Origin of the sequence: Acinetobacter pragensis (assembly GCF_001605895.1) — a bacterium.
GTDB lineage: Bacteria > Pseudomonadota > Gammaproteobacteria > Pseudomonadales > Moraxellaceae > Acinetobacter > Acinetobacter pragensis.
On sequence record NZ_LUAW01000012.1, the window covers coordinates 17,554 to 41,621 of the forward strand.

The 24,068-nt window shown below is 45.5% G+C and carries 19 protein-coding genes and 1 pseudogene; 13 read left to right on the top strand and 7 right to left on the bottom strand.

Annotated elements, in window-relative coordinates; translation table 11 throughout:
• Positions 1 to 108: 108 nt before the first annotated feature.
• From AZH43_RS03630 to pta, 3 genes are all read left to right on the top strand, one after another.
• A complete protein-coding gene (locus AZH43_RS03630; RefSeq protein WP_067666710.1) occupies positions 109 to 1,374 on the top strand; it encodes a glutamate-5-semialdehyde dehydrogenase in 1,266 nt (421 codons plus the stop codon).
• A gap of 584 nt (positions 1,375 to 1,958) precedes the next feature.
• Entirely contained in the window at positions 1,959 to 3,176 is a 1,218-nt protein-coding gene (locus AZH43_RS03635) for an acetate/propionate family kinase (RefSeq protein ID WP_067666712.1), read from the top strand.
• A gap of 58 nt (positions 3,177 to 3,234) precedes the next feature.
• Entirely contained in the window at positions 3,235 to 5,376 is a 2,142-nt protein-coding gene (gene pta, locus AZH43_RS03640) for a phosphate acetyltransferase (RefSeq protein WP_067666714.1), read from the top strand.
• A 54-nt stretch (positions 5,377 to 5,430) separates the two neighbouring features.
• Here the strand turns inward: pta and AZH43_RS03645 are convergent, their stop codons facing one another.
• Positions 5,431 to 6,045, bottom strand: coding sequence for a LysE family translocator (locus tag AZH43_RS03645; RefSeq protein ID WP_406564606.1), 615 nt, complete (start codon positions 6,043 to 6,045; stop codon positions 5,431 to 5,433).
• 112 nt (positions 6,046 to 6,157) lie between these two features.
• Here AZH43_RS03645 and AZH43_RS18035 point away from each other — a divergent pair.
• Positions 6,158 to 6,392: pseudogene (locus AZH43_RS18035) on the top strand (LysE family translocator); the annotation flags it as partial.
• A gap of 71 nt (positions 6,393 to 6,463) precedes the next feature.
• Here the strand turns inward: AZH43_RS18035 and AZH43_RS03650 are convergent.
• On the bottom strand, positions 6,464 to 7,075 hold the full coding sequence (locus tag AZH43_RS03650) for a class I SAM-dependent DNA methyltransferase (protein ID WP_067666719.1): 612 nt from the start codon (positions 7,073 to 7,075) through the stop codon (positions 6,464 to 6,466).
• Positions 7,076 to 7,642: 567 nt separating this feature from the next.
• Between AZH43_RS03650 and AZH43_RS03655 the strand changes: the two genes are divergently transcribed.
• Complete coding sequence (locus AZH43_RS03655) at positions 7,643 to 9,169, top strand: fumarate hydratase (RefSeq protein WP_067666722.1); 1,527 nt, start codon at positions 7,643 to 7,645, stop codon at positions 9,167 to 9,169.
• Positions 9,170 to 9,360: 191 nt separating this feature from the next.
• Here the strand turns inward: AZH43_RS03655 and AZH43_RS03660 are convergent, their stop codons facing one another.
• From AZH43_RS03660 to tig, 4 genes are all read right to left on the bottom strand, one after another.
• A complete protein-coding gene (locus AZH43_RS03660) occupies positions 9,361 to 10,077 on the bottom strand; it encodes a DUF2846 domain-containing protein (RefSeq protein WP_067666725.1) in 717 nt (238 codons plus the stop codon).
• A gap of 164 nt (positions 10,078 to 10,241) precedes the next feature.
• Positions 10,242 to 11,555 (bottom strand): ATP-dependent protease ATP-binding subunit ClpX, encoded by a 1,314-nt coding sequence (gene clpX / locus AZH43_RS03665; protein ID WP_067666727.1) that lies wholly within the window; start codon positions 11,553 to 11,555, stop codon positions 10,242 to 10,244.
• Between the two features lie 29 nt (positions 11,556 to 11,584).
• Complete coding sequence (gene clpP / locus AZH43_RS03670) at positions 11,585 to 12,190, bottom strand: ATP-dependent Clp endopeptidase proteolytic subunit ClpP (protein ID WP_067666729.1); 606 nt, start codon at positions 12,188 to 12,190, stop codon at positions 11,585 to 11,587.
• Between the two features lie 195 nt (positions 12,191 to 12,385).
• The gene (tig, locus tag AZH43_RS03675; protein WP_067666731.1) at positions 12,386 to 13,717 is read right to left on the bottom strand and encodes a trigger factor; all 1,332 of its coding nucleotides are present in this window, start codon (positions 13,715 to 13,717) and stop codon (positions 12,386 to 12,388) included.
• A 521-nt stretch (positions 13,718 to 14,238) separates the two neighbouring features.
• On the opposite strand from tig, the gene AZH43_RS03680 reads away from it, so the two are divergent.
• From AZH43_RS03680 to AZH43_RS03710, 7 genes are all read left to right on the top strand, one after another.
• Positions 14,239 to 16,482, top strand: coding sequence for a TonB-dependent receptor (locus tag AZH43_RS03680; protein WP_067666733.1), 2,244 nt, complete (start codon positions 14,239 to 14,241; stop codon positions 16,480 to 16,482).
• A 112-nt stretch (positions 16,483 to 16,594) separates the two neighbouring features.
• Positions 16,595 to 17,278 carry a Fe2+-dependent dioxygenase gene (locus AZH43_RS03685; protein WP_067666735.1) on the top strand — a complete coding sequence of 228 codons (684 nt, stop codon included), beginning with the start codon at positions 16,595 to 16,597 and terminating at the stop codon, positions 17,276 to 17,278.
• 88 nt (positions 17,279 to 17,366) lie between these two features.
• Positions 17,367 to 18,479 (top strand): alpha-hydroxy acid oxidase, encoded by a 1,113-nt coding sequence (locus AZH43_RS03690; protein WP_067666737.1) that lies wholly within the window; start codon positions 17,367 to 17,369, stop codon positions 18,477 to 18,479.
• A gap of 260 nt (positions 18,480 to 18,739) precedes the next feature.
• Complete coding sequence (gene leuA, locus AZH43_RS03695; protein WP_067666739.1) at positions 18,740 to 20,437, top strand: 2-isopropylmalate synthase; 1,698 nt, start codon at positions 18,740 to 18,742, stop codon at positions 20,435 to 20,437.
• 103 nt (positions 20,438 to 20,540) lie between these two features.
• Positions 20,541 to 21,701 carry a homoserine O-succinyltransferase MetX gene (gene metX, locus AZH43_RS03700; protein WP_067666741.1) on the top strand — a complete coding sequence of 387 codons (1,161 nt, stop codon included), beginning with the start codon at positions 20,541 to 20,543 and terminating at the stop codon, positions 21,699 to 21,701.
• Complete coding sequence (gene metW / locus AZH43_RS03705; protein WP_067666743.1) at positions 21,701 to 22,294, top strand: methionine biosynthesis protein MetW; 594 nt, start codon at positions 21,701 to 21,703, stop codon at positions 22,292 to 22,294. Before metX ends, metW begins: the two co-directional genes overlap by 1 nt.
• The gene (locus tag AZH43_RS03710) at positions 22,291 to 22,881 is read left to right on the top strand and encodes a tetratricopeptide repeat protein (RefSeq protein WP_067666745.1); all 591 of its coding nucleotides are present in this window, start codon (positions 22,291 to 22,293) and stop codon (positions 22,879 to 22,881) included. Before metW ends, AZH43_RS03710 begins: the two co-directional genes overlap by 4 nt.
• 72 nt (positions 22,882 to 22,953) lie before the next feature.
• Here AZH43_RS03710 and AZH43_RS18040 read toward each other — a convergent pair whose 3' ends face one another.
• Positions 22,954 to 23,046, bottom strand: a complete 93-nt coding sequence (locus AZH43_RS18040) for a GNAT family N-acetyltransferase (RefSeq protein WP_406564605.1) — start codon at positions 23,044 to 23,046, stop codon at positions 22,954 to 22,956.
• A gap of 238 nt (positions 23,047 to 23,284) precedes the next feature.
• On the opposite strand from AZH43_RS18040, the gene rdgB reads away from it, so the two are divergent.
• Positions 23,285 to 23,911: an RdgB/HAM1 family non-canonical purine NTP pyrophosphatase gene (gene rdgB, locus AZH43_RS03715; RefSeq protein WP_067666747.1), complete on the top strand. Its 627-nt coding sequence runs from the start codon at positions 23,285 to 23,287 to the stop codon at positions 23,909 to 23,911.
• The last annotated feature ends 157 nt before the right edge of the window (positions 23,912 to 24,068 follow it).

The following is a 24,068-nucleotide window of genomic DNA, read 5'->3' on the forward strand; positions in this document are numbered from 1 at the left end:
AAATGTGAATAAGATGTTCAAATAAGGCCGAAATATCAGCGTAAATGCTTCATTGTCCAGTGAGAGGCTGTTAATATCAGGTTGAAATCTCTAAGTGATCAAACCGCTATGCAACAGTCTATTGAACAATACATGCAAACGGTAGGACAACAGGCGCGCCAAGCATCTCGCGTGTTAGCCAGTGCTTCTACTGAATCCAAAAACAATGCGCTCTCTGCTATTTATACTGCTTTGCAAAACAGCGAAGCGGCTATTTTAGCGGCCAACCAAAATGATATGGCAAAAGCGCACGGCAATAATTTGGACAGCGCCCTCCTTGATCGCTTAGAACTCACTCCCGCACGTTTTAAAGGCATGCTGCAAGGCTTGAAGGATGTCATCAGCCTGAAAGACCCCATTGGCGAAATTACCGATATGGCGTACCGCCCCACTGGCATTCAGCTAGGCAAAATGCGTGTGCCTTTAGGTGTCGTCGGCATGATTTATGAGTCACGCCCGAACGTGACTCTAGAGGCTGCATCACTGGCGCTGAAATCCGGCAATGCCATTATTCTGCGCGGCGGTTCAGAAGCGCTGGAATCGAATCAAGCGATTGCCGCGGCCATTCAGCATGGTTTAAAAGCTGCCGGCTTGCCTGAAAACTCGGTTCAAGTGATTAACACCACTGACCGCGCTGCGGTGGGTCAGCTGATCACCATGCCGGAATATGTCGATGTGATTGTTCCACGTGGAGGCAAAAGCCTGATTGAACGTATTACTGAAGAAGCGCGTGTGCCGGTCATTAAGCATTTAGACGGCAACTGCCATGTCTATGTAGAAGCTCAAGCTGACTTGCAGAAAGCGCTGCCGATTGCGCTGAATGCTAAAACCCACCGTTACGGCGTATGCAATGCCATGGAAACACTGCTGGTCGATGAAAAAGTTGCAGAAGAATTCCTGCCGAACATTGCCGAACTGTATGCCGAAAAACAGGTCGAGCTTCGCGGCTGTTCCGAAACCCGCCGTATTTTAGGCAGCAATGTGCTGACTGCCACAGAAGAAGACTGGTACACCGAATATCTGGGGCCAATTTTAGCCATTAAGGTTGTCAGCGGCATCGACGAAGCCATCGACCATATTAACAAATATGGCTCACACCATACCGATGCCATCATTACTGAAAGCTACAGCTTAGCGCGCAAATTTTTAGCTGCGGTAGATTCAAGCTCAGTGATGATCAACGCCTCGACCCGTTTTGCGGATGGTTTTGAATATGGCTTAGGTGCGGAAATCGGCATTTCGACTGATAAAATTCATGCCCGCGGTCCAGTCGGCTTAGAAGGCCTAACATCACAGAAATGGATAGTCTTTGGTGACGGTCAAATCCGCCAATAAACATAAATTCCAATAGAATTTAAATCAAAAGCCCCTTCCATGGGGCTTTTGATTTTGCTAAAAAACCACGGGCCAGCATGTATAAATTTGCAAAGCCATGCTTTTCATTTACATTAAAATTATAAAAACAGTAATAAAAAAGGTTTACATTAAGCCCTATGGATTGCATAAAAAATATGCAGAACTGATGTAAAGCTCATCTGAATTAAAAGCGCTGCACCCTTATTTTCAGCCAGCCAAGATGGTCAATGATTCACAGCAAAACTGTACACCGCGATTAATTCCATAATATTTTTATGGTTTTAGTCACAATGACTTTTATTATGTTATGGTGATTTTAAGCGGCTTAAAGCAATTGATCTTATAGGACTATTTTATTAATAAATGAAAACTATCAACTGATAAATTTTAATTATTATTGGCAAATGGGTCGATAGTGCTTAAGTCTAATCTCCTAAAGTCTATCTAGGACAGAAAAACAACACGTGTTAAAACATCATCACTGATCTAAATTGCACCAAAAAAGCACTGCGTTCAGATCACAGCATGGATAAGTACTTTAATTAGAATTCGGGTAAAAAAACGTGTCTACATCAGTATTAGTAATTAACTGCGGTTCATCTTCAATTAAATATGCGTTGGTTTCTGAACGTCGTGAAGACCGTATTTTCGGCTTGGCAGAAAATTTAGGCTCACCTGAAGCCCGAATCAAAGGCATTACCACTGGCGGTGCTGCGCTTGAGCTTTCTATTCCAGATGCCACCCATGAAAAAGCGCTGGAAATTATTTTAGAGCGCTTGTCTCACCATAATCCGCAAGCCATTGGCCACCGTGTTGTACACGGCGGTACACTGACCAAAGCCGAACTGCTGACACCCGAAATTATTGAACGCATCCGTGAAGCGACACCGCTTGCGCCGCTGCATAACCCAGCGCATTTGGTCGGTATTGACGCAACTATGCGCCTATTCCCGCAATTGCCGCAAGTTGCTGTGTTTGATACCGCATTCCATCAAACCATGCCTTCGCATGCTTACCGCTATGCGTTGCCGAAATTCCTGTACACGCTGCACAATGTGCGCCGCTACGGCTTCCACGGCACCAGCCATGCCTATGTATCTGAACGCGGTTCGGAACTGGCCGGCAGCTTTAAACAAGGCGGCTGGCTGACAGCTCACCTTGGCAACGGCAGCTCAACATGCGCCATCTGGAATGGCCAGTCTGTTGATACCTCTATGGGCCTGACCCCGCTTGAAGGCGTGGTAATGGGCACTCGAAGCGGCGATGTAGATCCAAGTATTCACAGCTTCTTAGCCTCTAACTTAGGCTGGGATATTTATAAAATTGACAAAATGCTGAACAGCCAATCAGGCCTGCTGGGCTTGTCTGATCTATCAAACGATATGCGCACCCTGATTGAAGCCTCAGAACAAGGCAATGAAGATGCAGCGCTGGCAATTGAAGTGTTCTGCTACCGCTTAGCAAAATCTTTGGCAGCTTTAAGCTGTGGCCTGCCGCGTATTGACGGCCTGTTCTTTACCGGCGGTATCGGTGAAAATTCAGCGCTGATCCGTGAAAAAACTTTGGCGTACTTGCCGCACTTTGGCTTCAATTTAAGCAAAGACAAAAATGACAGCTTGAAGCGCGGTACAGAAGGCCGTATCGATGCTGGCGCGGGTCCGCAAATTTGGGTCGTTCCGACAGATGAAGAAGGCCGCATTGCCAAAGAAACACAGTACGTTGTAGAGCATGAGGCTGCCTCTGCAAAAAAGTCTGAAGCGGAGGCAGAAGCTGTTGCTTAAGCAGCAGCTTCCAGCACGCTGTCGAGTTCAATATTTTATTTTTTAGTTTAGATGCCTTATGAAAACAATTTTACTCGTGCCAACTGGGGAAAGCGTCGGTTTAACTTCCGCATGCTTAGGCTTAATTTATGCATTGGAATGCCAAGGCATTAAAGCCGGTTTTTTAAAGCCGTTTTCCCAAGAACCTCATTCCCCTGCAGACCGCACCACGGCGCTATACCGTCATTTATTCAACAATGAAACGGTTGAGCCGATCAGCCATGGCGCAGTCGTGCGCCGCTTGAGCCATGATGAAAATGATGAGCTGCTGGAAGATGCGGTTCGCCTGCACCGTGAAATTGCCAAAAAGCATGACCTGATTATTGTGGAAGGGCTTGTGCCTACCAGCCGGGATGCCTTTGCCTCTGAACTCAATGCCGACTTAGCCAAAGCTTTGGATGCCAAAGTGGTGATTGTCAGTACAGCGGATATCCGCAGCCCAGAAAGCACTGCAGAAAAAATTGAAACTCAGGTGCGCAATTTTGGCGGCGCCAGCAATGAGCGCACTGCAGGCGTCCTGTTCATGCGCACCAAAGGCTTGCCGGAAGATTCAGCGCAAGTGCCGGTTACCATGGACCCGAGCCTGCGCTTAATCAGCGATACAGCACAATTTTCTGCGCTGATGCAAAAGCAAAATGCCCACATTGGCTCTGAAAATTTTCCAGTTATAGGCTTGGTGCCGTTCAGCAATACCTTAAGCGTGCCCCGCATGTCTGATTTAGCCGCGCACATCTCTGCCCACTGGATCAATGAAGGCGATGCGAAACAGCGCCGTGTCCTGCACAGCAGCCTGATTGCATCAAACATTGAGCATGAACTGCATAAATTTGTTGCCGGTGAACTGATCATCAGCGCATCTGACCGTATTGATGTTTTGCTGGCCAGCAGCTTGGCCAGCAGCAACGGCATTCCGCTGGCGGGCTTGGTGCTGACCGAGCACCATCAGCCGAATGAACAAGTGCTGGATTTCTGCCAAACAGCGATCAAGCAGGGCCTGCCGATCCTGCATACTCCGCTCAGCACTTTTGAAACCGCTCAAGAACTGGCAAATATCAGCAATGAAATTCCAGTCGATGATACTGAGCGCGCAGAACAAGTCACCCGTTTCGTCTCCAGCCACCTGAATCCTGAATGGATTACGCAGCTGATCAATGGCTCATATAAGCCGCGCTTGTCTCCTTCAGCTTTCCGCCATGAATTGGTGCAAAAATCAATTGCGGCCAAAAAACGCATTGTGCTGCCTGAAGGTGATGAACCGCGTACCGTACAGGCGGCAGCGATTTGCCAATCCCGCGGTATTGCGCAGTGCATTCTGCTGGCAAAGCCTGAAGCAGTGGTTGAAGTCGCAAAAGCCCGCGGCATTGAACTGCCGTATGATTTGGAAATTATTGATCCTGACCTGATCCGCGACAACTATGTCGAAAAAATGGTTGAGCTGCGCAAAGGTAAAATCAATGAACTTCAAGCGCGCGAGCAGCTGCAGGATACCGTAGTACTGGGCACGATGATGCTGGCCCTAGAGCAAGTTGACGGCTTGGTTTCAGGTGCCGTGCATACAACAGCCAATACTGTGCGTCCTGCTTTCCAGCTGATTAAAACCGCACCAGATTATTCATTGGTCTCTTCTGTATTCTTTATGCTGCTGCCCGATGAAGTTTATGTTTATGGTGACTGTGCAATCAATCCAGATCCGACAGCAGAACAGCTGGCGGAAATTGCCATTCAGTCTGCAGACTCCGCCAAAGCCTTTGGCATTGACCCGCGCATTGCCATGATTTCATATTCAACTGGAACATCCGGCGCAGGCGCAGAAGTCGAAAAAGTGGCTGAAGCTACCCGCATTGCGCAGGAACGCCGCCCTGACTTATTGATTGATGGCCCATTGCAATATGACGCCGCCTCAGTAGAAAGCGTGGGCCGCTCAAAAGCGCCAAATTCACCGGTAGCGGGACGCGCCAATGTATTCATTTTCCCGGACTTGAATACCGGCAATACTACATATAAAGCCGTTCAGCGCTCTGCAGATGTGGTGAGTGTCGGCCCAATGCTGCAAGGCTTGAACAAGCCTGTAAATGATTTGTCGCGCGGCGCGCTGGTGGACGATATTGTATTCACCATTGCTCTAACTGCCATTCAGTCTGAACAGCAGTCGGCAAAATAATTTTTTTAAAGTTGATACTCAGCGCCATCCAATCGAAAGATTGGGTGGTTTTTTTTAATGCTTTTGTTCCGCCAGCATGCGCAGGGCTAAAGCGGTCAGCACGGTGCCCATCATCCATTTCTGAATTTTTTGCCACTGCGGCTTTTGGTTAAGGAACAGTGCGATACTGCCAGCTGAATAGACAATCAAACTGTTCACCGCAATACTGATCAAAATTTGCAGTGTCCCAAGCTGCAAAGACTGCGCAAACACGCTGCCCTGCTCTGGACGGATAAACTGCGGCAGCAATGAAAGGTACATCATGGCAATTTTCGGATTCAGCAAATTTGTCAAAAAGCCCATCAAAAAAAGCTTTAAAGGGCTGTCTGCTTGCAGGCGAATCGCTTGAAAAACTGACTGGCTTTTGGGTGATATAGCTTGCCACGCCAGCCACAGCAAATATATTGCGCCTAATATTCGGATTGCATCATAGGCAAAAGGCACAGTAAACAGCAGCGCTGTAAGGCCCATAGCCGCGCAGAACATATAAAACACAAAACCTAAGGCGACGCCGCAAAGTGAAATCCAGCCCGCTTTTTTGCCTTGGCATATAGATCTTGAAATTAAATACAGCATATTGGGGCCGGGTGTCAGCACCATAAGCAAAGCAATGGCAGCAAAGCCCAGCATAGACGTGTTTTCAATCACTGCATTCCTCCTCTGCACAAACACACAATACGACCGCTCCACATGAGCTTAGCGCATGCGCTGAAAACTTTACAGCACCTTCAGCGGGCACTTCATGGAAATTTTCCTTTATACATTAAACGCAATGTACAGCCCTAACCCGGTAAATTTTATGGGACTGAATTCAGGACTGACTGGACAGCAAAGAAAGACTTCCGGCTTCTTCAGCGGTGTCGGCTGCGCTATGCTGATCTTATTCAGGCTGTTCGGCTATGCGGGCCACCACTACTTAGCCAATGGCTGCACACTATATCGCCTTCATTGGCGCGCTCTACACGTTTTATATTGCATGAAAAAGGCTAATCCCCTAATGGCGATTACCTGAAATGAAAGCCTAACTTAGATCTGTCTTCACAAAATTTTAAATCCTTCTCGCCAGCCATACTGTATGCCCAGCACAATCAGCATCTTCCGCCACCATATTGACAGCCTCAAAACCATACTGCGCGAATAGGGCGCGATACTCATCCTGAGACAAACTGGCATGATATAAAGCATCGCCGAACATCTCACCAATCGCCTCCCCGGCTGCAGGCCCGCTGGTAAACATTAAAATAGCGTTCGGTGCTGAAAATTCGGCAAATTGCGCAAACATTTTGCGCTGATCATCCGGCGTTAAATGAAAGAAACTGTCCCATGCCAATATGCCCTGAAACACCTGATCCAATTGCACCAAACGCATATCCGCCCGCAGCCAAGCCTGCGCTGGAAAGTTCTGCTGCGCCATCTGAATCATCGCATCGGAGCTGTCCACACCGGTCACCGCATAGCCTTGCTGTATCATATAATCCGCAATCGGCTTGCCTGAACCGCAGCCTAAATCTAAAATTGCAGCAGACTTCGGCAGCAAAGCCAGAAACTGATCCAGCCAGCTTTTTTCGTATAAATGCTGCCCGCGCAATTCTGTCCATGCACGGCCATGCTTTCTATAAATTTCAATAATATTGCCAGCAAGATGAGTCTGATCGCCCATACCAAACGCCTAAAGAATGTTTAAATCAGTATAAAGATAGAATGTAAGAATGTAAGAATGTAAGAATGTAAGAATGTAAGAATGTAAGAATGTAAGAATGTAATTTGATTAAAAATAAAAATTAAAGGCATAAAAAAAGAAGATAAAGCGTTAGGCCCGATCTTCTTTCTGTCCATACATCCAAGTTGCGGCGATATAAACTGCAAAACCCACAACCATCAAAATACTGCTTACCGTCATCTTTGTGACTCGCTGTTAAGTTGTGACAATTATGCGAAAGTTTTGTGACAGTTATATGACAAAGTGAAAAATATTAAATACCTATATTTAATATTAAATATCAAGAACTTAATAAAATTAAATTCACTTTACCAGCCTCAAAATTCTGTCATATTTAATGAAATATGTCACTTTTAAGTCATATTTCATCATTTTCCGCAGCAATAAAAGCAGGATTTTATCCAAGCATTAAACTTTCGCCCAAAGCCATTTCAAAACGCCCACAACCCTCGCATTTTGCCTTATAATTTAGCCCGCTAGCTATCAGCCCGCTCAAGAGATATTTGTATGACAACTATTATCAAGCAAGATGACTTGATCACATCGGTTAAAGATGCGCTTCAGTTCATTTCTTACTATCACCCGCAAGATTTCATTCAGGCAATGAGCCGTGCGTACGATCGTGAAGAGAACAAAGCTGCCAAAGATGCGATCGCACAAATTTTAATTAACTCACGCATGTGTGCAGAGGGCCACCGCCCAATCTGTCAAGATACCGGTATCGTAAACGTATTCGTTGAAGTGGGCATGGACGTTAAATTTGATTTAACGATGAGCTTAGACGATGCAATTAACGAAGGCGTGCGCCAAGGTTACCTCGAAAATTCGAATGTACTTCGCGCATCAGTGCTTGCAGACCCTGCTTTTGGCCGTAAAAACACCAAAGACAATACGCCTGCTGTGATCTATCATAAACTTGTTCCAGGCAACAAAGTTGATATTACTGTAGCGGCCAAAGGCGGCGGTTCAGAAAACAAATCTAAACTGGCAATGCTCAACCCATCTGACTCAATTGTCGACTGGGTACTGAAAACTGTTCCGACAATGGGTGCAGGCTGGTGTCCGCCTGGCATGCTGGGTATCGGTATTGGCGGTACTGCAGAAAAAGCCATGATGCTTGCGAAAGAAGCATTAATGGAAGAGTTGGACATGGACCGGCTGCTGCGCCGCGGTCCGCAAAGCAAGCTTGAAGAACTCCGTATCGAAATCTTCGAGAAAGTAAACGCGCTTGGTATTGGCGCGCAAGGCCTTGGCGGCTTGACCACAGTTCTTGACATCAAAATTAAAGATTACCCTTGTCACGCTGCGGGCAAACCAGTGGGTATGATTCCAAACTGCGCGGCGACTCGCCACGCGCACTTCCAGCTTGACGGCACAGGCGTTGCGCACATTCAAGCGCCAAAACTTGAAGACTATCCTTCAGTGACTTGGGATTCGTCAACTTCTAAACGTGTAGACCTAGACACCATCACCCAAGAAGAAATGAACGCTTGGCAGCCTGGCGACACCTTATTGCTGAACGGCACAATCTATACAGGCCGTGACGCTGCGCATAAACGTATGGTAGACATGCTGAATAACGGCGAAGAGCTGCCAGTCGACCTTAAAGGCAAATTCATTTACTACGTTGGCCCTGTAGACCCAGTCGGTGATGAAGTGGTTGGCCCTGCTGGCCCAACAACAGCAACACGTATGGACAAGTTCACACGTCAAGTGCTTGAAGCGACCGGCATGTTCGGCATGATCGGCAAAGCAGACCGCGGCCCTGCGGCTGTTGAAGCAATTAAAGACAACAAAGCCACTTACCTGATGGCTGTTGGCGGCGCAGCTTACCTTGTGTCTAAAGCGATCCGTGAAGCTGAAGTCGTTGCATTTGATGACCTAGGCATGGAAGCGATTTACAAGTTTGTCGTTAAAGACATGCCTGTTTCTGTTGCAGTGGATGTGAATGGTACATCTATTCACGCGACTGCGCCTAAAATCTGGCAAGCGAAAATTGGTAAAATTCCAGTAGTAGACGCTGCTGCAGGCTAATTTCCCAATATAAAAAAGCACCCTTAATGGGTGCTTTTTTATGACTGCATTCAATTCTTTGTACCATGTTTTCAAGCTGATGAAATGCCACACAGACTAAAAATAAGGCTCAGCGCCAGCACAACTCGAAGAAAAAATTCTACGGAATTATTCAGCTTCTGCTAAACAGCAGAAATCAGCTATGATTGCATTCACCACGTCAGCGGATTCCAAATTTTAAAAGGCTTGGTCAGCTGCACATCGGTCGCTGGATCATATTTCGTCCGCTTGATTTTCTGCGCGCTTTTGCGCATTTTTCCATTCCGCTGATTTTCTGCAACAAAGTTATAGCTGACCGACTTCATTTGCGTAAATGCAATTTCATTTCTACCCACGGCATCAGGCATCAGCAGCAGCGGTCCAGATACGGCATGCCGTGTTGTTAAATTTTCCTCATCATATTTAATGAAGTAAGACTGTCCTGCCTCAACAGTAAAATCCAAATATTTCGGCTTTTGAAAATGGTTAATGCCCAAAGGGCGGCTGCTGGACAGCCGGTATCGGCCAGCGGGCAATTCAACCCAATAATAATGATTATTCAATAAGCTCGGAATGCGTTCACTATTCAAGAACAAGCTGCTGGCCACAATTTCCTGCCGGTTCCATTTACTGTCTGGGCGGTATAAATATACCAATGCGGCCTGCTCATGCTGGGGCTGAACAGGCTGAAAATGGCTGCCCTGCGTTTGATTAACCCAGCCGCCAATGGTAAATACCCCCACTCGGTACTGTTCTAAAATACCGGGCTCATGTTCAAAATTAACATCTTTCAGTGTTGAAGCTAAATGCGGCTCTTGCTCAAGAGATGATTTTCCATGACAGCCCAGCAGCATTATGCTGCTCAGTATTGCAATACATACACCACGCATGACTATCCCTCACTGCGTCTTTTTTTATTTTCAATCATTGTTTTTAAATTTTAAACCGCTGGCCATCCCAGCCATCTAGCTGAGATTAACATTCGGTATTATTTTTTGAAATAAAAAAACGTGCGCAAATCTTAGATTTACGCACGTTTCTGACGAAATGCGGCTTAAGCAGATTTTGAATCAATCACCTTCAAATCGGCTTTTGGCGCGGTTTCATCCTTTTTTACTTGGGGCTGGCGCTCCGGCTTAAACTCAGGCTTTGCTTCACCGTTAATGACAGCTTCAGTGACGACAACAGTCCCCACATCTGTACGGCTTGGCAAGTCATACATGGTTTCAAGCAATGAGTTTTCCAAAATTGAACGCAAGCCGCGCGCACCAGTATTGCGGTCTAATGCTTTTTTCGCCACTGCGCGAAGCGCAGACTCTTCAAATACCAAATCAACATTTTCCATGCCGAACAGATATTCATACTGGCGTGTTAAAGCATTTTTCGGCTCGGTTAGAATTTGCAGCAATGCATCTTCATCCAGTTCATCCAGAGTCGCAATCACCGGCAAACGGCCAATAAACTCAGGTATCAAGCCGAATTTAACCAAATCGGTAGCTTCTACTTGGCGGAACAGGTCAGATAATTTTTGAGTTTCATCTTTCTTGCGCACTTCTGCAGTAAAGCCGATCCCGCCTTTTTCCTGACGCTGCTGCACAATTTTCTCTAAACCAGAAAATGCGCCGCCGCAGATAAACAGAATATTAGACGTATCAATCTGAATAAATTCCTGCTGCGGGTGCTTACGGCCGCCTTGCGGTGGAATAGACGCAACAGTCCCTTCAATCATTTTCAGCAAAGCTTGCTGTACACCCTCACCCGACACGTCACGTGTGATGGATGGGTTTTCAGATTTACGGGTAATCTTGTCGATTTCATCGATATAGATAATGCCTTTCTGCGCTTTTTCCACATCGTAATCGGCTTTTTGAAGAAGCTTTTGAACAATGTTCTCAACATCTTCGCCGACGTAGCCTGCTTCAGTTAAAGTTGTCGCATCCGCCATGGCAAATGGAACATCCAATAAACGCGCCAGCGTCTGTGCAAGCAATGTTTTACCTGAACCCGTCGGTCCAACCAGCATAATATTGCTTTTTGAAATTTCAACGCCATCTTCCGGCTTTTTACCGCTGGTCGAAACTTTCAAACGCTTATAATGGTTATACACCGCGACAGACAGCGTCTTTTTCGCCACATCTTGACCAATTACATATTGATCCAGAGCAGCCCGGATCTCATGCGGTTTTGGCAGCGGACGGGTCGCCCAGTCGCCAGATTCGACCTGCTGGCTGGTTTGGACCAGATCCAGGCATACGTCCACACATTCATTACAGATGTAAGCGTCCTCACCTGCAATCAGTTTCCCGACTTCAGACTGCGTTTTACCGCAAAATGAACAATGTTTTTGTCCTTGAGGATGTTCGGACATATTTACTCCAATATATAAATCTTTAAAACTTATGGGCGTTTAGATAAAACTTCGTCCACAAGACCGTATTCTTTTGCCTGCTGCGCAGTCATAAAGTTGTCACGGTCAGTATCTTTTGCCAAACGTTCATAGTCTTGACCGCTGTGTTCAGCCATCAAACGGTTCAAACGCTCTTTAATGAACAGGATTTCACGGGCATGGATTTCAATATCTGATGCTTGGCCGCGGAAACCGCCCAAAGGCTGGTGAATCATGACACGGGCATTTTCAAGGCAGTAACGCTTGCCTTTTGCGCCGGCATTCAGCAGAAATGCACCCATCGATGCCGCTTGGCCCATGCAGTAAGTCACTACATCCGGTTTAATAAACTGCATGGTGTCATAAATTGCCATGCCTGCAGTTACAGAACCGCCCGGTGAATTGATATATAAATGGATATCTTTATCTGGGTTTTCAGCTTCTAAAAACAGCATTTGCGCAACAATTAAGTTCGCCATGTTGTCTTCAACTTCACCAGTTAAGAAAATGACGCGTTCACGTAAAAGGCGTGAATAAATATCAAAAGAACGCTCGCCGCGAGAAGATTGCTCAACTACCATTGGCACTAATGCGTTTTCAATTGTTGGAACATACATACGTTTATTTATTCCTAAATTTTTTGTTACTCAACCCATATTCACAATATGAGGGATATTTGACGAAATTGCAAAAGTTTCCCAATTAAATAACAGATATTTTTTGCATAAGCTTTGTGAATTGAGGACAAAATTTTTCTGAAGAATACCGATAAAAAAAGGCGCTTAACGCGCCTTTTTTACAGAGCTAAAAAATTAGCCTTGCTGACGAGCTTGCTGCTCTTTCAATAAGTCTTCATAGCTTACTGAAGTGTCAGTAATTTTTGCAGACGCTAAGATGTGGTCTACAACTTGGTCTTCTAAAATAACTGATTCAATTTGAGCGCGCTGCTGTTTGTCATTGTTGAAGTATTCAATCACTTCTTTAGGATCTTCGTAAGAAGAAGCCATATCTTCAATGTACGCATCAACACGCGCTTGGTCTACTTCAAGTTTAGCATCAGCCAATACTTTGCTTACCAATACGCCCAATTTAACTGATTTTTCAGCTTGTTCTTTAAACAGGTCATCTGGAAGCATGCTGCTGTCAAATGCTTTAGCGCCTTGAGCACCAAACTGCTGAGTGAACTGCTGAATCATTTGCTGACGCTGACGGTCAATTTCTTGAGCCAGCATTGCTTCTGGAAGTTCAACTTCATTCGCAGCAACCAACGCATCAAACGCTGCGCCTTTAACTTGGTTGCGAAGGCCGTTTTTCACTTCACGTTCCATATTTTTGCGAACGTCAGCTTTTAATTTTTCAACGCCTTCTTCTTCAGTCAAGCCAAATACTTTTAAGAATTCAGCATCAATTTCTGGAAGTTTTTGTTTTTCAACAAGCTTAACAGTAATTTTGAATTGGGCAGCTTTACCGGCAAGATTTTCAGCTTGGTAATCTTCAGGGAAAGTTACTTCGATTTCTTTCTCTTCGCCTTTCTTCATGCCAACGATGCCGTCTTCGAAGCCAGGAATCATGCGTCCAGAACCTAAAACAAGTTTAAAGTCTTCTGCAGAACCGCCTTCAAATTTTTCGCCGTCAATTGAACCTTCAAAATCAAAAGTCACTTGCATGTCTTTTTTAGCCATGCCTTTTGTTTCAGTCCAAGCAGCGCGCTGTTTTTGAAGATTTTCAATCATCTTCTCTACATCGCTGTCGTTCACTTCAGTCGTTTTGCGTTCAACGGCCAAGCCGTCAAATTTAACGTCAACTTCTGGGTAAACTTCTACAGTTGCTTCAAAAACCAAAGCATCATCTTTCATTTCAGTTTTTTCAATGTTCGGCATGCCTACAGCATTGATTTTTTCTTGCTGAATCGCTTCAAACACTGTGTCACGGATGATGTCGTTGACAACTTCTTGGTAAAGGCCAGCACCGTATTCACGGCGGACAACGTTTACAGGCACTTTACCTGGACGGAAGCCGTTGATCTTCACAGTTTTGGCAGTGCGTTTCAAGCGAGCTTCAAATTGCTCGTTAATACGGCTCGTCGGTACAGATACAGTTAAACGACGGGCAACGCCCGAAACCGCTTCAGAAGTTACTTGCATGGCTTCCTCGATATTTTGTTAAAAAACAGATTAAAAAAAAGTGCCACATTATATGACAACATTTAAAGATATACAAAATAGCATTATAGCACCTATTTTTCTTGATTTTTTTATACCCTTGCTTTTGTCCTGAAATTCAAGCCTAGACGGCAATTGCCTTAAAACCATCGGTAGATTTCCCACCTCAAACAACAAACCCCGGTAAGCAACAGCAAATGATGCATTAAAGCATGCAGATTTATAGGCTCTCCTGCCGCTGGCCGCAGTTAAAACTCTTTTCCTAGATGTTTTCTCATAGTCTACGACTTAAGAATTAAATCAATGTTTCGTCAAAAAATCATACTAAAAAACAAAATAACTTTATAAAACAAAATATTAATTAAGTATTGTTATACAGTTACATTTAATTAAGCATTTAAAATTGGTATTTTTATCGTCAATTACAATGTCATAAAGATGCAATCTATAATAAGAATTATTATTATTCGCATACAAATTCACAACACTGTCTCAGGTTCGAAATGGCCTTCATCAAAACACGTAAGAAAATTGTATCGTCTGCAATTGCTTCATCATTGTCTATGATTGCAGTCAATACATTCGCTCAAGAGCAAGTCACTCAGCTTCCGACGATTAATCAAGAAGTTGCAGCAGAACAGCAAGGGTTCAAAGTTGAAAAGTCTGCAAACGCTAAGTTTGTTGCGCCTTTATTAGATACACCAAAATCTGTTTCTGTGATTTCTAAGCAATTGATTGAAGACACGCAAGTAACCACTTTAAGCGATGCTTTACGTACTGTTCCTGGTATTACCTTAGGGGCTGGTGAAGGCGGCAACCCAAATGGTGACCGTCCGTTTATCCGCGGCTACAACTCAGAAAGCTCGATGTATGTAGACGGTATCCGCAGCGCCACTTCACAAAACCGTGAAATGTTCGCTGTAGAGCAAGTTGAAGTCACCAAAGGTTCGGCTTCTGCATTGGGCGGCGCAGGCTCAGTGGGCGGCAGCATCAACATGATTTCTAAAGTGGCTAAAAAAGGCGACTTTTTAGAAGGTTCTGTTGGCGCCGGTACAGATGATTATCAGCGCATTACACTGGATGGCAACAAAGATTTCGGCAACGGCATTGCTGCCCGTGTAGCCGTAATGGGCCACCACAACAATAAAGCAGGTCAATCTGATGGCGCTGAATATGCGCGTGTCGGTATTGCGCCAAGCATTACTTTTGGCTTAGACACTCCAACCCGTGCCACTTTAAGCTACTACTATTTAAAATCTGACGATACGCCTGATTCAGGTGTACCTTACTGGAATTCTTCTAACAATACAGCAACCGGCAAACCGTTGGATGTGAAACAAGGTGTTTACTACGGCTGGTTAGACCGCGATTTCCAAAAACAGGAAAATCAAATCGGCACCATTAAATTAGAGCACGACCTGACTGATAATTTAACCATCAGCAACACTGCCGTGTACAGCAATTCTAAAAATGACTACATCTGGACTCAGCCAGATGACAGCCAAAAAAACATTGCAAATGGTGAAGTATGGCGTCGTGTAAACTCTCGTATTACAGATACCAACACGTTTACGGATCAGTTGGCTTTAACGGGTAAATTTAATACCGGTGCAATTAAGCACAGCTTTAATGTCGGCGCAGAATATAGTGACCAAGAGTCTGACAAAGGTTCGTATACAGTTACCTCTAATTCGGGCAAAGTGATTACTGGCTCCCCTACAACAGGTGCATGTTCACTTGGAATTGGCGCAGCTTCTGATTATTGGTGTACCGATGCATTCAACCCGAATTCAAAAGATCCATGGTTAGGCAATGTAGCAGCAAATAAAGCGGTTACTACAACAACGGCAACCACAACATCTGCATATCTATTAGACAGCATTGAGTTCACCCCACGTTGGTTGCTGGACGTAGGCGTTCGCTGGGACAAGTTTGAAACTGAACTTAAAACCAATGCCACAGGCGCAAAAATTGAAAGCGATACAGACTTTTTCTCTTACCAAGCTGGCTTGACATTTAAGCCTGCTGAAAATGGCAGCATTTATGCAAGCGTTGCAACATCTGCCAACCCTGTAGGTATTGATGCAGGTGACGGTTCTGAAACAGCGGTCAATGTAAATATTAAAGACCTTGATCCAGAGAAAAGCCGTACATTTGAAGTGGGTACGAAATGGGATCTGTTTAATGACAAGTTAAACTTAACTGCAGCCATTTTCCGTACAGAAAAGCAAAATACCCGTATTCAGCTTGATTCAACAACCTATACCAATGGCGGTGAAAGCAAGGTTGACGGTATTGAGCTTGGCTTAAACGGCAGTATTACAGACAAATGGGCTGTATCAGCAGGCTACACATATTTAGACAGTGAACAGACTGATCCAGGTCCATCATGTACCCGTGCAGGTGTATGTACTCCTGATAATCCAGCGAAAGGAAAGCAGCTTCCAAACGTGCCGAAAAACAGCGCGACACTTTGGACCACGTACCAAGTAATGCCGCAGTTGACACTGGGTGCAGGCGCTATTGCTATGGATAAGGTTTATGGTGATGCAGCAAATACTAAGTTTGTTCCAGGTTATGTACGCTACGACGCTATGGCGCGCTACAACGTCAATAAGAATGTAGACTTACAACTTAATGTTAACAACTTGTCTGACAAACGCTACTTCACTAAAGCCTATGCTTCTCATTATGCAAGTGAAGCAGAAGGCCGCAGCGCAGTATTGTCTCTAAACTTCAAATATTAATCAAAGCTAAATCCCATAATAATTTTATGGGATTTATTTAAAATAGCCTCTTCTAAGAGGCTATTTTTATATATGCTTAAGACACCCTATTTTGATATAAAAAGGTATTGCCGTGATTCACCATATTCCCAATGTATTAAGCAAAGAACAAGTTCAATACTTCCGCCAAGAAATGGATAAAGTGGAATGGGTGGATGGCAAAAAAACCACAGGGTCACTGTCTGCAAATGTAAAGCACAACCAGCAGCTGGCTGAAGATCACCCTTTGACGCATCATTTGGGCGATATGATTTTAGCGGCCTTGACGCAAAATTCATTATTTACTTCGGCTGCACTGCCTTTAAATATCTTGCCTCCCTATTTTAACCGTTATGAAAATGGTGAAACCTTCGGCTTTCATGTCGACAACGCTATCCGCTGGATACAGGGTACAAATCAAAAAATCCGCACTGACCTGTCCTGCACTGTTTTTCTGAGTGAACCGGACGAATATGAAGGCGGCGAACTAGTGGTCGAAGATACCTATGGCTATCATGAAATCAAGCTTCCTGCAGGCGACTTGATCCTCTATCCGTCAACAAGTGTCCATGAGGTTAGCCCTGTCACCCAAGGCTGCCGCGTCGCTTCTTTTTTCTGGTTGCAAAGCATGATCCGGGATGATGCTGACCGCCACATGCTGTTTAATTTGGATCAAAGCATTCAAAACCTGCGCATGCAATTAGGCGATGCGCATTCAGAAGTGGTGAAGCTCACCAGCATGTATCATAATTTATTGCGCAAATGGGCTGAAATTTAAAGCTCAAAGCTAAACATTGCATTTTCACTGAACGCGCTTGGTCAGACACACATTGAATCGAGCCATAGATGAAGAAAACGGAAATCTCATGACTGCCAACACTGTCCTCGCCCCGCTCACTCAGATTCCGTCCGATTTGCAAACCCTTGCCGATTATGAACAGGAAGCGCAGAAACACTTGCCGGACATGGTCTGGCAGTACCTGCAAGGCGGCTCCATGAATGAATGCAGCGTCCGCAGCAATACCGAGCAGTTTGAACAGATACACTTATTGCCCCGCATGCTGCAAGACCTGACACACGGCCATACCGCATGTGAAATTCTTGGGCAAACATTTCCTCATCCCATTTTTTTGGCGCCGATCGGGCATCAGCAGCAGTTCCATCCCGACGGTGAAGCAGCCTGCGCGCTGGCAGCAGAAGTACTGGGCAGCAATATGCTCTTAAGCACCTTCACCAATACCGACATGCACGCCCTGAAGCAGGATAATCCCTACAAATGGTTCCAGCTGTATTGGCAAGGCGAGCGGGAAAAATCTTTGGTATTGGTAAAGCTGGCCGAGGCGCATAATTTCAAAGCGATTGTGGTGACGGTCGATTCTCCGCATACCGGCATCCGCGATCGTGAACGGCGGGTGTTCTTTCACTTGCCTGAAGGCATGCAGCACCCGCATACGCCTGCGCATATCCCCCTGCCTGAGCTGAACGAGGGGGATCATCCTGTATTTAACGGCCTGATGAAAATTGCGCCGACGTGGCAAGACATCGCTTGGCTGGTACAGCAAACTCAGCTGCCCGTTATTTTAAAAGGCATTTTAAGTCCATTAGATGCTCAGCTAGCGATACAGCACGGGGTACAGGGCCTTATTGTGTCCAATCATGGCGGGCGGGTGCTGGATACCGGCATTCCCCCATTGACAGCGCTGCAGCTGATTAAAAAAACTGTTCCGGCAGATTTTCCTCTGCTGTATGACGGCGGTATCCGCCGCGGTTCAGATGTATTCAAAGCGATTGCTTTAGGCGCATCTGCAGTCCTGATTGGCCGTCCTGCCATTTACGGTTTAGCCAGTGCAGGCGCTTTAGGCGTGGCGCATGTAATCAAAATCTTAAAGGAAGAATTTGAGATAACGATGGCCTTAATGGGAACGGCAACGCTAAAAGACATCTCTGAAGAATATATTTTTCAAAAACAGACAAATTAAGGGAAATTATTTTCTATAGTTATAGTATTGATGCAAAAATAGGAAATTATTTTCGGAATAAGTGCACTAATATTTAGTTATAGATTTACAAGATCCGCGGTAAAGCTAAAGCATTTAAAAACCACACCATTTTTTAATGCTTTAGGCTAAGTCCTCCGAATTTAGACTTGTAAATTGATACAATAGACACAATCTATATAAGCAGAAGTGTTGCCTTTATCCAAGACACGAGCAACCGGTACTGCACAAGGAGTTACCTCATGATGTTGGCTGATCCAAGCAAAAAATACCGCCGTATGTACCAGCGTGTCGATTTACCTGACCGCCAATGGCCGAATAATGAAATCAATCAAGCGCCGATTTGGATGAGCACCGACCTTCGTGACGGTAATCAGGCTATTTTTGAACCAATGAACATTGAACAAAAATTCAAAATGTTCCAAATGCTGGTCAAAATCGGGTTTAAGCATATTGAAATCGGCTTCCCTTCTGCCTCGCAAATCGACTTTGATTTCACCCGCTTATTGATTGAAGGCGGCCATATTCCAGATGACGTTTATATCGAAGTTTTGGTGCAGGCGCGTGATCATTTGATTCAGCGCACATTCGAATCTTTACAAGGCGCAAAACGCGCAATTGTGCATATCTATAACTCAAATTCACCAACCTTCCGCCAAAAAGTATTGAATGTTGATGTCGCTGGCGCAAAACAATTGGCCATCAATGCTGCACAAAAAGTGAAAGAATATGCAGCCAAGCAGCCTGAAACAGAATTCATTTTTCAATACAGTCCGGAGTGCTTCTCTGCTACTGAATTAGACGTTGCCAAAGACGTCTGTGATGCCGTGACTGAAATTTGGGAAGCTTCACCAGAAAACAAAGTCATTTTGAACTTGCCTGCAACGGTTGAAGTTTCTGGCCCGCACATCTATGCAGACCAAATTGAATGGATGCACCGCAACATTCAGCGCCGTGACGGCGTCATCATTTCAGTGCATTGCCACAACGACCGCGGCTGCGGCATTGCGGCCTCTGAATTGGCAATTATGGCTGGCGCAGACCGGGTAGAAGGCTGTGTCTTCGGCAACGGCGAACGCACAGGCAACGTAGACGTTGCTGCGATTGCATTGAACATGTACACCCAAGGTGTTGCGCCTAACTTAGACTTCTCCAATATCAATGAGGTTATCGCAACGGTTGAAGAATGCACAGGCTTGCCGGTACACCCGCGCCATCCTTATGCAGGCGACTTGGTCTTCACAGCTTTCTCTGGTTCGCATCAGGATGCCATTAAAAAAGGCTTTGAATTCCAGAAAGATCAAGAAATGTGGGATATGCCTTACTTGCCGATCGACCCGAAAGACTTGGGCCGTGACTATGATGCTGTGATTCGCGTGAACTCTCAGTCGGGTAAAGGCGGCATTGCCTACTTATTGGAATCGAACTACAACGTGGTGTTGCCGCGCCGCATCCAAATTGAATTCTCGCAAATTGTGCAGCAGAAAACAGATGAAGACGGCACTGAGATTTCAGCTCAAGCCATTTGGACATTGTTTAAAGATACTTATGTTGCGGCCAAAGATACGCATTACTCTGCCAAAAATTACCGCTTGCATGATGAAAACGGCAATCAGGTAATTGAGTTAGACCTTGAAGTGAATGGTGTGACTCAGCACTTGCGCGGCGAAGGCAATGGCCCAATCTCTGCAATCTTGAATGCGCTGCAGTTGCCGATTGATGTCTTGACCTATGAAGAACGCAGCATCAGTTCAGGCGCGCATGCCAAAGCTTTGGCCTTGGTTGAGCTTCAAGTGAAAGGCACCGGTAAATCCGCATTCGGCGCAGGCGTGCATGACAATATTGTTACTTCATCGATTGAAGCGATTATTGCCAGTGTCAACCGTTTAATTGAACAAGGCGTATTAAGCCCTGAGCAAGTGATGGCCGCGGCGGTTTAAATTTGATGAGATAAAATCTTATCTGATAAAAAACTTTAGAAAGGATACCCCAAGTGGTATCCTTTTGTTTATTAATCCCAAAGATTTAAGGCGAATATTTCCTGTGTCTTTTCCAGCTGACTCAGTGGGCTTAGTTACCCCGAAAAAGTTTTCTTTTGAAGAGCCGTTAGAGCTCGAATGCGATCGAATTCTTCCACGCTTTGAACTGATGGTGGAAACTTATGGCGAGCTGAATGCCGATAAGTCTAATGCTATTTTGATTTGCCATGCGCTGTCCGGCCATCATCATGCAGCGGGCTATCATCAAGAAGATGATAAAAAGCCCGGCTGGTGGGATGCCTGCATTGGGCCCGGCAAAGCCATTGATACGTCAAAATTCTTTGTTGTTGCGCTGAATAATATCGGCGGCTGCAGCGGCTCTACCGGGCCAATATCGCCAAATCCTGAAAATGACAACCACCCTTATGGTCCAGATTTTCCATTGGTCACGGTGCGGGATTGGGTTAAAACTCAAGCCATGCTGTCTGACCGCATGGGCATTGCGCAGTGGTATGCCGTGATTGGCGGCTCGCTGGGCGGCATGCAGGCGCTGCAATGGTCGGTCGACTATCCTGACCGCCTGCAAAAATGCGTGATTATTGCCAGTGCGCCCAAACTTTCTGCGCAGAACATTGCGTTTAACGAAGTTGCGCGCCAGTCCATTTTGTCTGATCCAGACTTTCATAATGGCCGCTATTTAGAAAATGACAGCTATCCTAAACGCGGGCTGATTTTGGCGCGCATGGTCGGCCATATCACCTACCTGTCTGAAGAAGCCATGAAGCAGAAATTTGGCCGCGACCTCAAGTCAGGCAAATTCATGTACGGTTTCGATGTCGAATTTCAGGTCGAAAGCTATTTACGCTATCAAGGTGAACAGTTCAGCCGCAACTTCGACGCCAACACGTATTTAATTATGACCAAAGCTTTGGACTATTTTGACCCTGCCCGCGAGTATCAGCAGTCATTGAAAAAAGCGATGGAAAATACTAAATGCAAGTTCTTGGTCGTTTCATTTACCACTGACTGGCGCTTCACACCGCAGCGCTCTCAGGAGATTGTGGATGCCCTCATCAGCAACCATAAACCTGTCAGCTATTTAGACATTGATGCAGAACAGGGCCACGACTCATTCTTATTCCCTATTCCTTTATATGTCAAATCTTTACGTGCATTTCTAGGCGGTGAAGAACACCTCAAAGCAACACCCAAGGAGGCTGTTTAATGCGTATCGACCATCAACTGGCAGAGAAGTGGATTAAGCCGGATTCCAAGGTATTGGACTTGGGCTGCGGTGACGGTGAACTGCTGGCGCATATGAGCAAAAAGCACAATATCCGCGCTTACGGCCTAGAATTGGATCAAGAAAAGATTGCAATTGCCGTCAGCCACGGGTTAAATATTATTCAGCAGGACTTAAATTTAGGTTTAAGCCGGTTTGCTGACCAGTCTTTTGACTATGTGGTTATGGCACAGGCTTTGCAGGCAGTAGATGCGCCAGACGTTCTTTTACGTGACATGGTGCGTGTTGGAAAACAAGCGATCATTACCTTTCCGAACTTTGCGCATTGGAAGACCCGCTCTTTCTTAGCCTTGAAAGGGAAAATGCCTGTTTCTGAAGCATTGCCATATATGTGGTATAACACCCCGAATATTCATTTATGTACATTCCGCGATTTTGAAGCGCTCTGCGCAGAAAACAATATCCGGATTATTAACCGACTTGCCGTGAATGGGGACCAGCAAGGCAGTTTACTCAGTAAACATGTCCCGAATCTGTTTGGTGAAGTCGCAATTTATCGAGTGAGCGCTCTATGAAAAAAATACTATTAGGCACAACATTGCTGGCTGGACTGTTCAATATCCAAGCCCATGCAGATTATGTTGCTCCAGCGCCAACTGTTGCGAGCCAAGCAGCCCAATTTTCGGTAATGGACATTAACAGCCTGACCAAAGCCGCCAAAGCCGGTCAAGCTGGCGCGCAGTTTTATTTAGGCACCAAATATCAGTTTGGCAAAGATGTCGCTAAAGATGAGCGTCAGGCTTTTGCTTGGTTCAAAGCCGCTGCTGATCAAGGCCTTTCTGCAGCGCAGCTGAATGTTGGCCGTATGCTGGCAGACGGCATGGGTACAAAGAAAGACGAAACACTTGCCCGTCAATACTTTGAAAAAGCGGCGAGCCGCGGTGACAACCGTGCCAGCTTTAACTTGGCGATGATGGAAGAACAGAAGAAAAACTACGTTGGCGCGTACCAATGGTATGAGCTGTCAACCCGTGACGGCATGCTGGACAATAAAGTGATTACTTTATCTGAAGGCAAGAAAACTGCTTTGGCAGCCAACTTGACTCAAGATCAGATCCGTCAAGCGCGTGACCGTGCAGACAAATGGATTCAGGCGCAGTAATTCTGCCTAATTCTAAAAAGCACCTTCGGGTGCTTTTTTATTGACTGCAATTGCCGTTTTTTGAATGGTCATTTAAACGGTAAAAGCCTTCTGCATTTGAATAAAACGTAAACCTTCAGCCTCACTGACTGATGAAACAGCATGAAAACCTAGTTTTTCATACACAGACTGCGCAGAGCAGCTAGAGCTGGCGGTAATGGGTTATTCCTGCATAATTTCCTGCCGATGCCATGTTTTTTACTTATGGAGCACAGTAAAAAATAGATGACGCGGCCCAATTCTGTATAAGTGATTGCTGCATTCTTCTTTTTGCATTCCCGGATTGTTTTCCTGATTATGCACATCAGCCAAATTAAAATAGGCTAAAATACAGCATTCTTTTAGCAAACATAGGCACCATACAATGTCTTCAACAGATTGGCTATCTCAAAGCACGCTTGTTTTGGCAAGCAACAACAAAGGCAAGATTGCCGAATTTGAAAAAATGTTTGCAGAATTGAAGCTTCCTGTTGAGGTTGTTCCACAAGGCAAACTGAATATTGAAGACGCCATCGAAGACGGCCTGAGCTTTGTCGAAAATGCCATTATTAAAGCCCGCCATGCGTCTAAAATTTCAGGCAAGCCCGCCATTGCGGATGACTCGGGTATTTGCGTACCTGTCTTAGGCGGTGCGCCGGGCATTTACTCTGCACGCTTTGCGGGTGAGCATGGCAATGATGCGGCCAATAATGAGAAGCTGCTGCACAAACTTAAACCGCTGCGTAAAGATGACGCGCCCATTGAAGGCATGTTTGTTTGTGTGCTGGCATTGGTACAGCATGCAGAAGATCCTTTGCCGCAAATCTTCCAAGGCATTTGGAGCGGTGAAATTTTGGAACAGGCCCGCGGCGAAAACGGCTTTGGCTATGACCCGCTGTTCTGGCTGCCGGAACTGAATGTGTCCAGTGCAGAACTGTCCAAAGATGAAAAGAATAAAATCAGCCACCGCGGTCAGGCCATGTGCTTGTTTAAAGCCAGTTTAGTAAAATAAAGCCTTATTCACCCCCCTCTCCTTCCAGAAAATGAGCCGCGCTGCTGCTCAAAGGAGAGGTCAATCAATTCGCCAGAAATCGCCGAATTCAACTGTGCAGTCATCAACAAATATAAAGAAAGGTTTAAGCTTCTTGCAGCTTCCTAAGCGATGATTT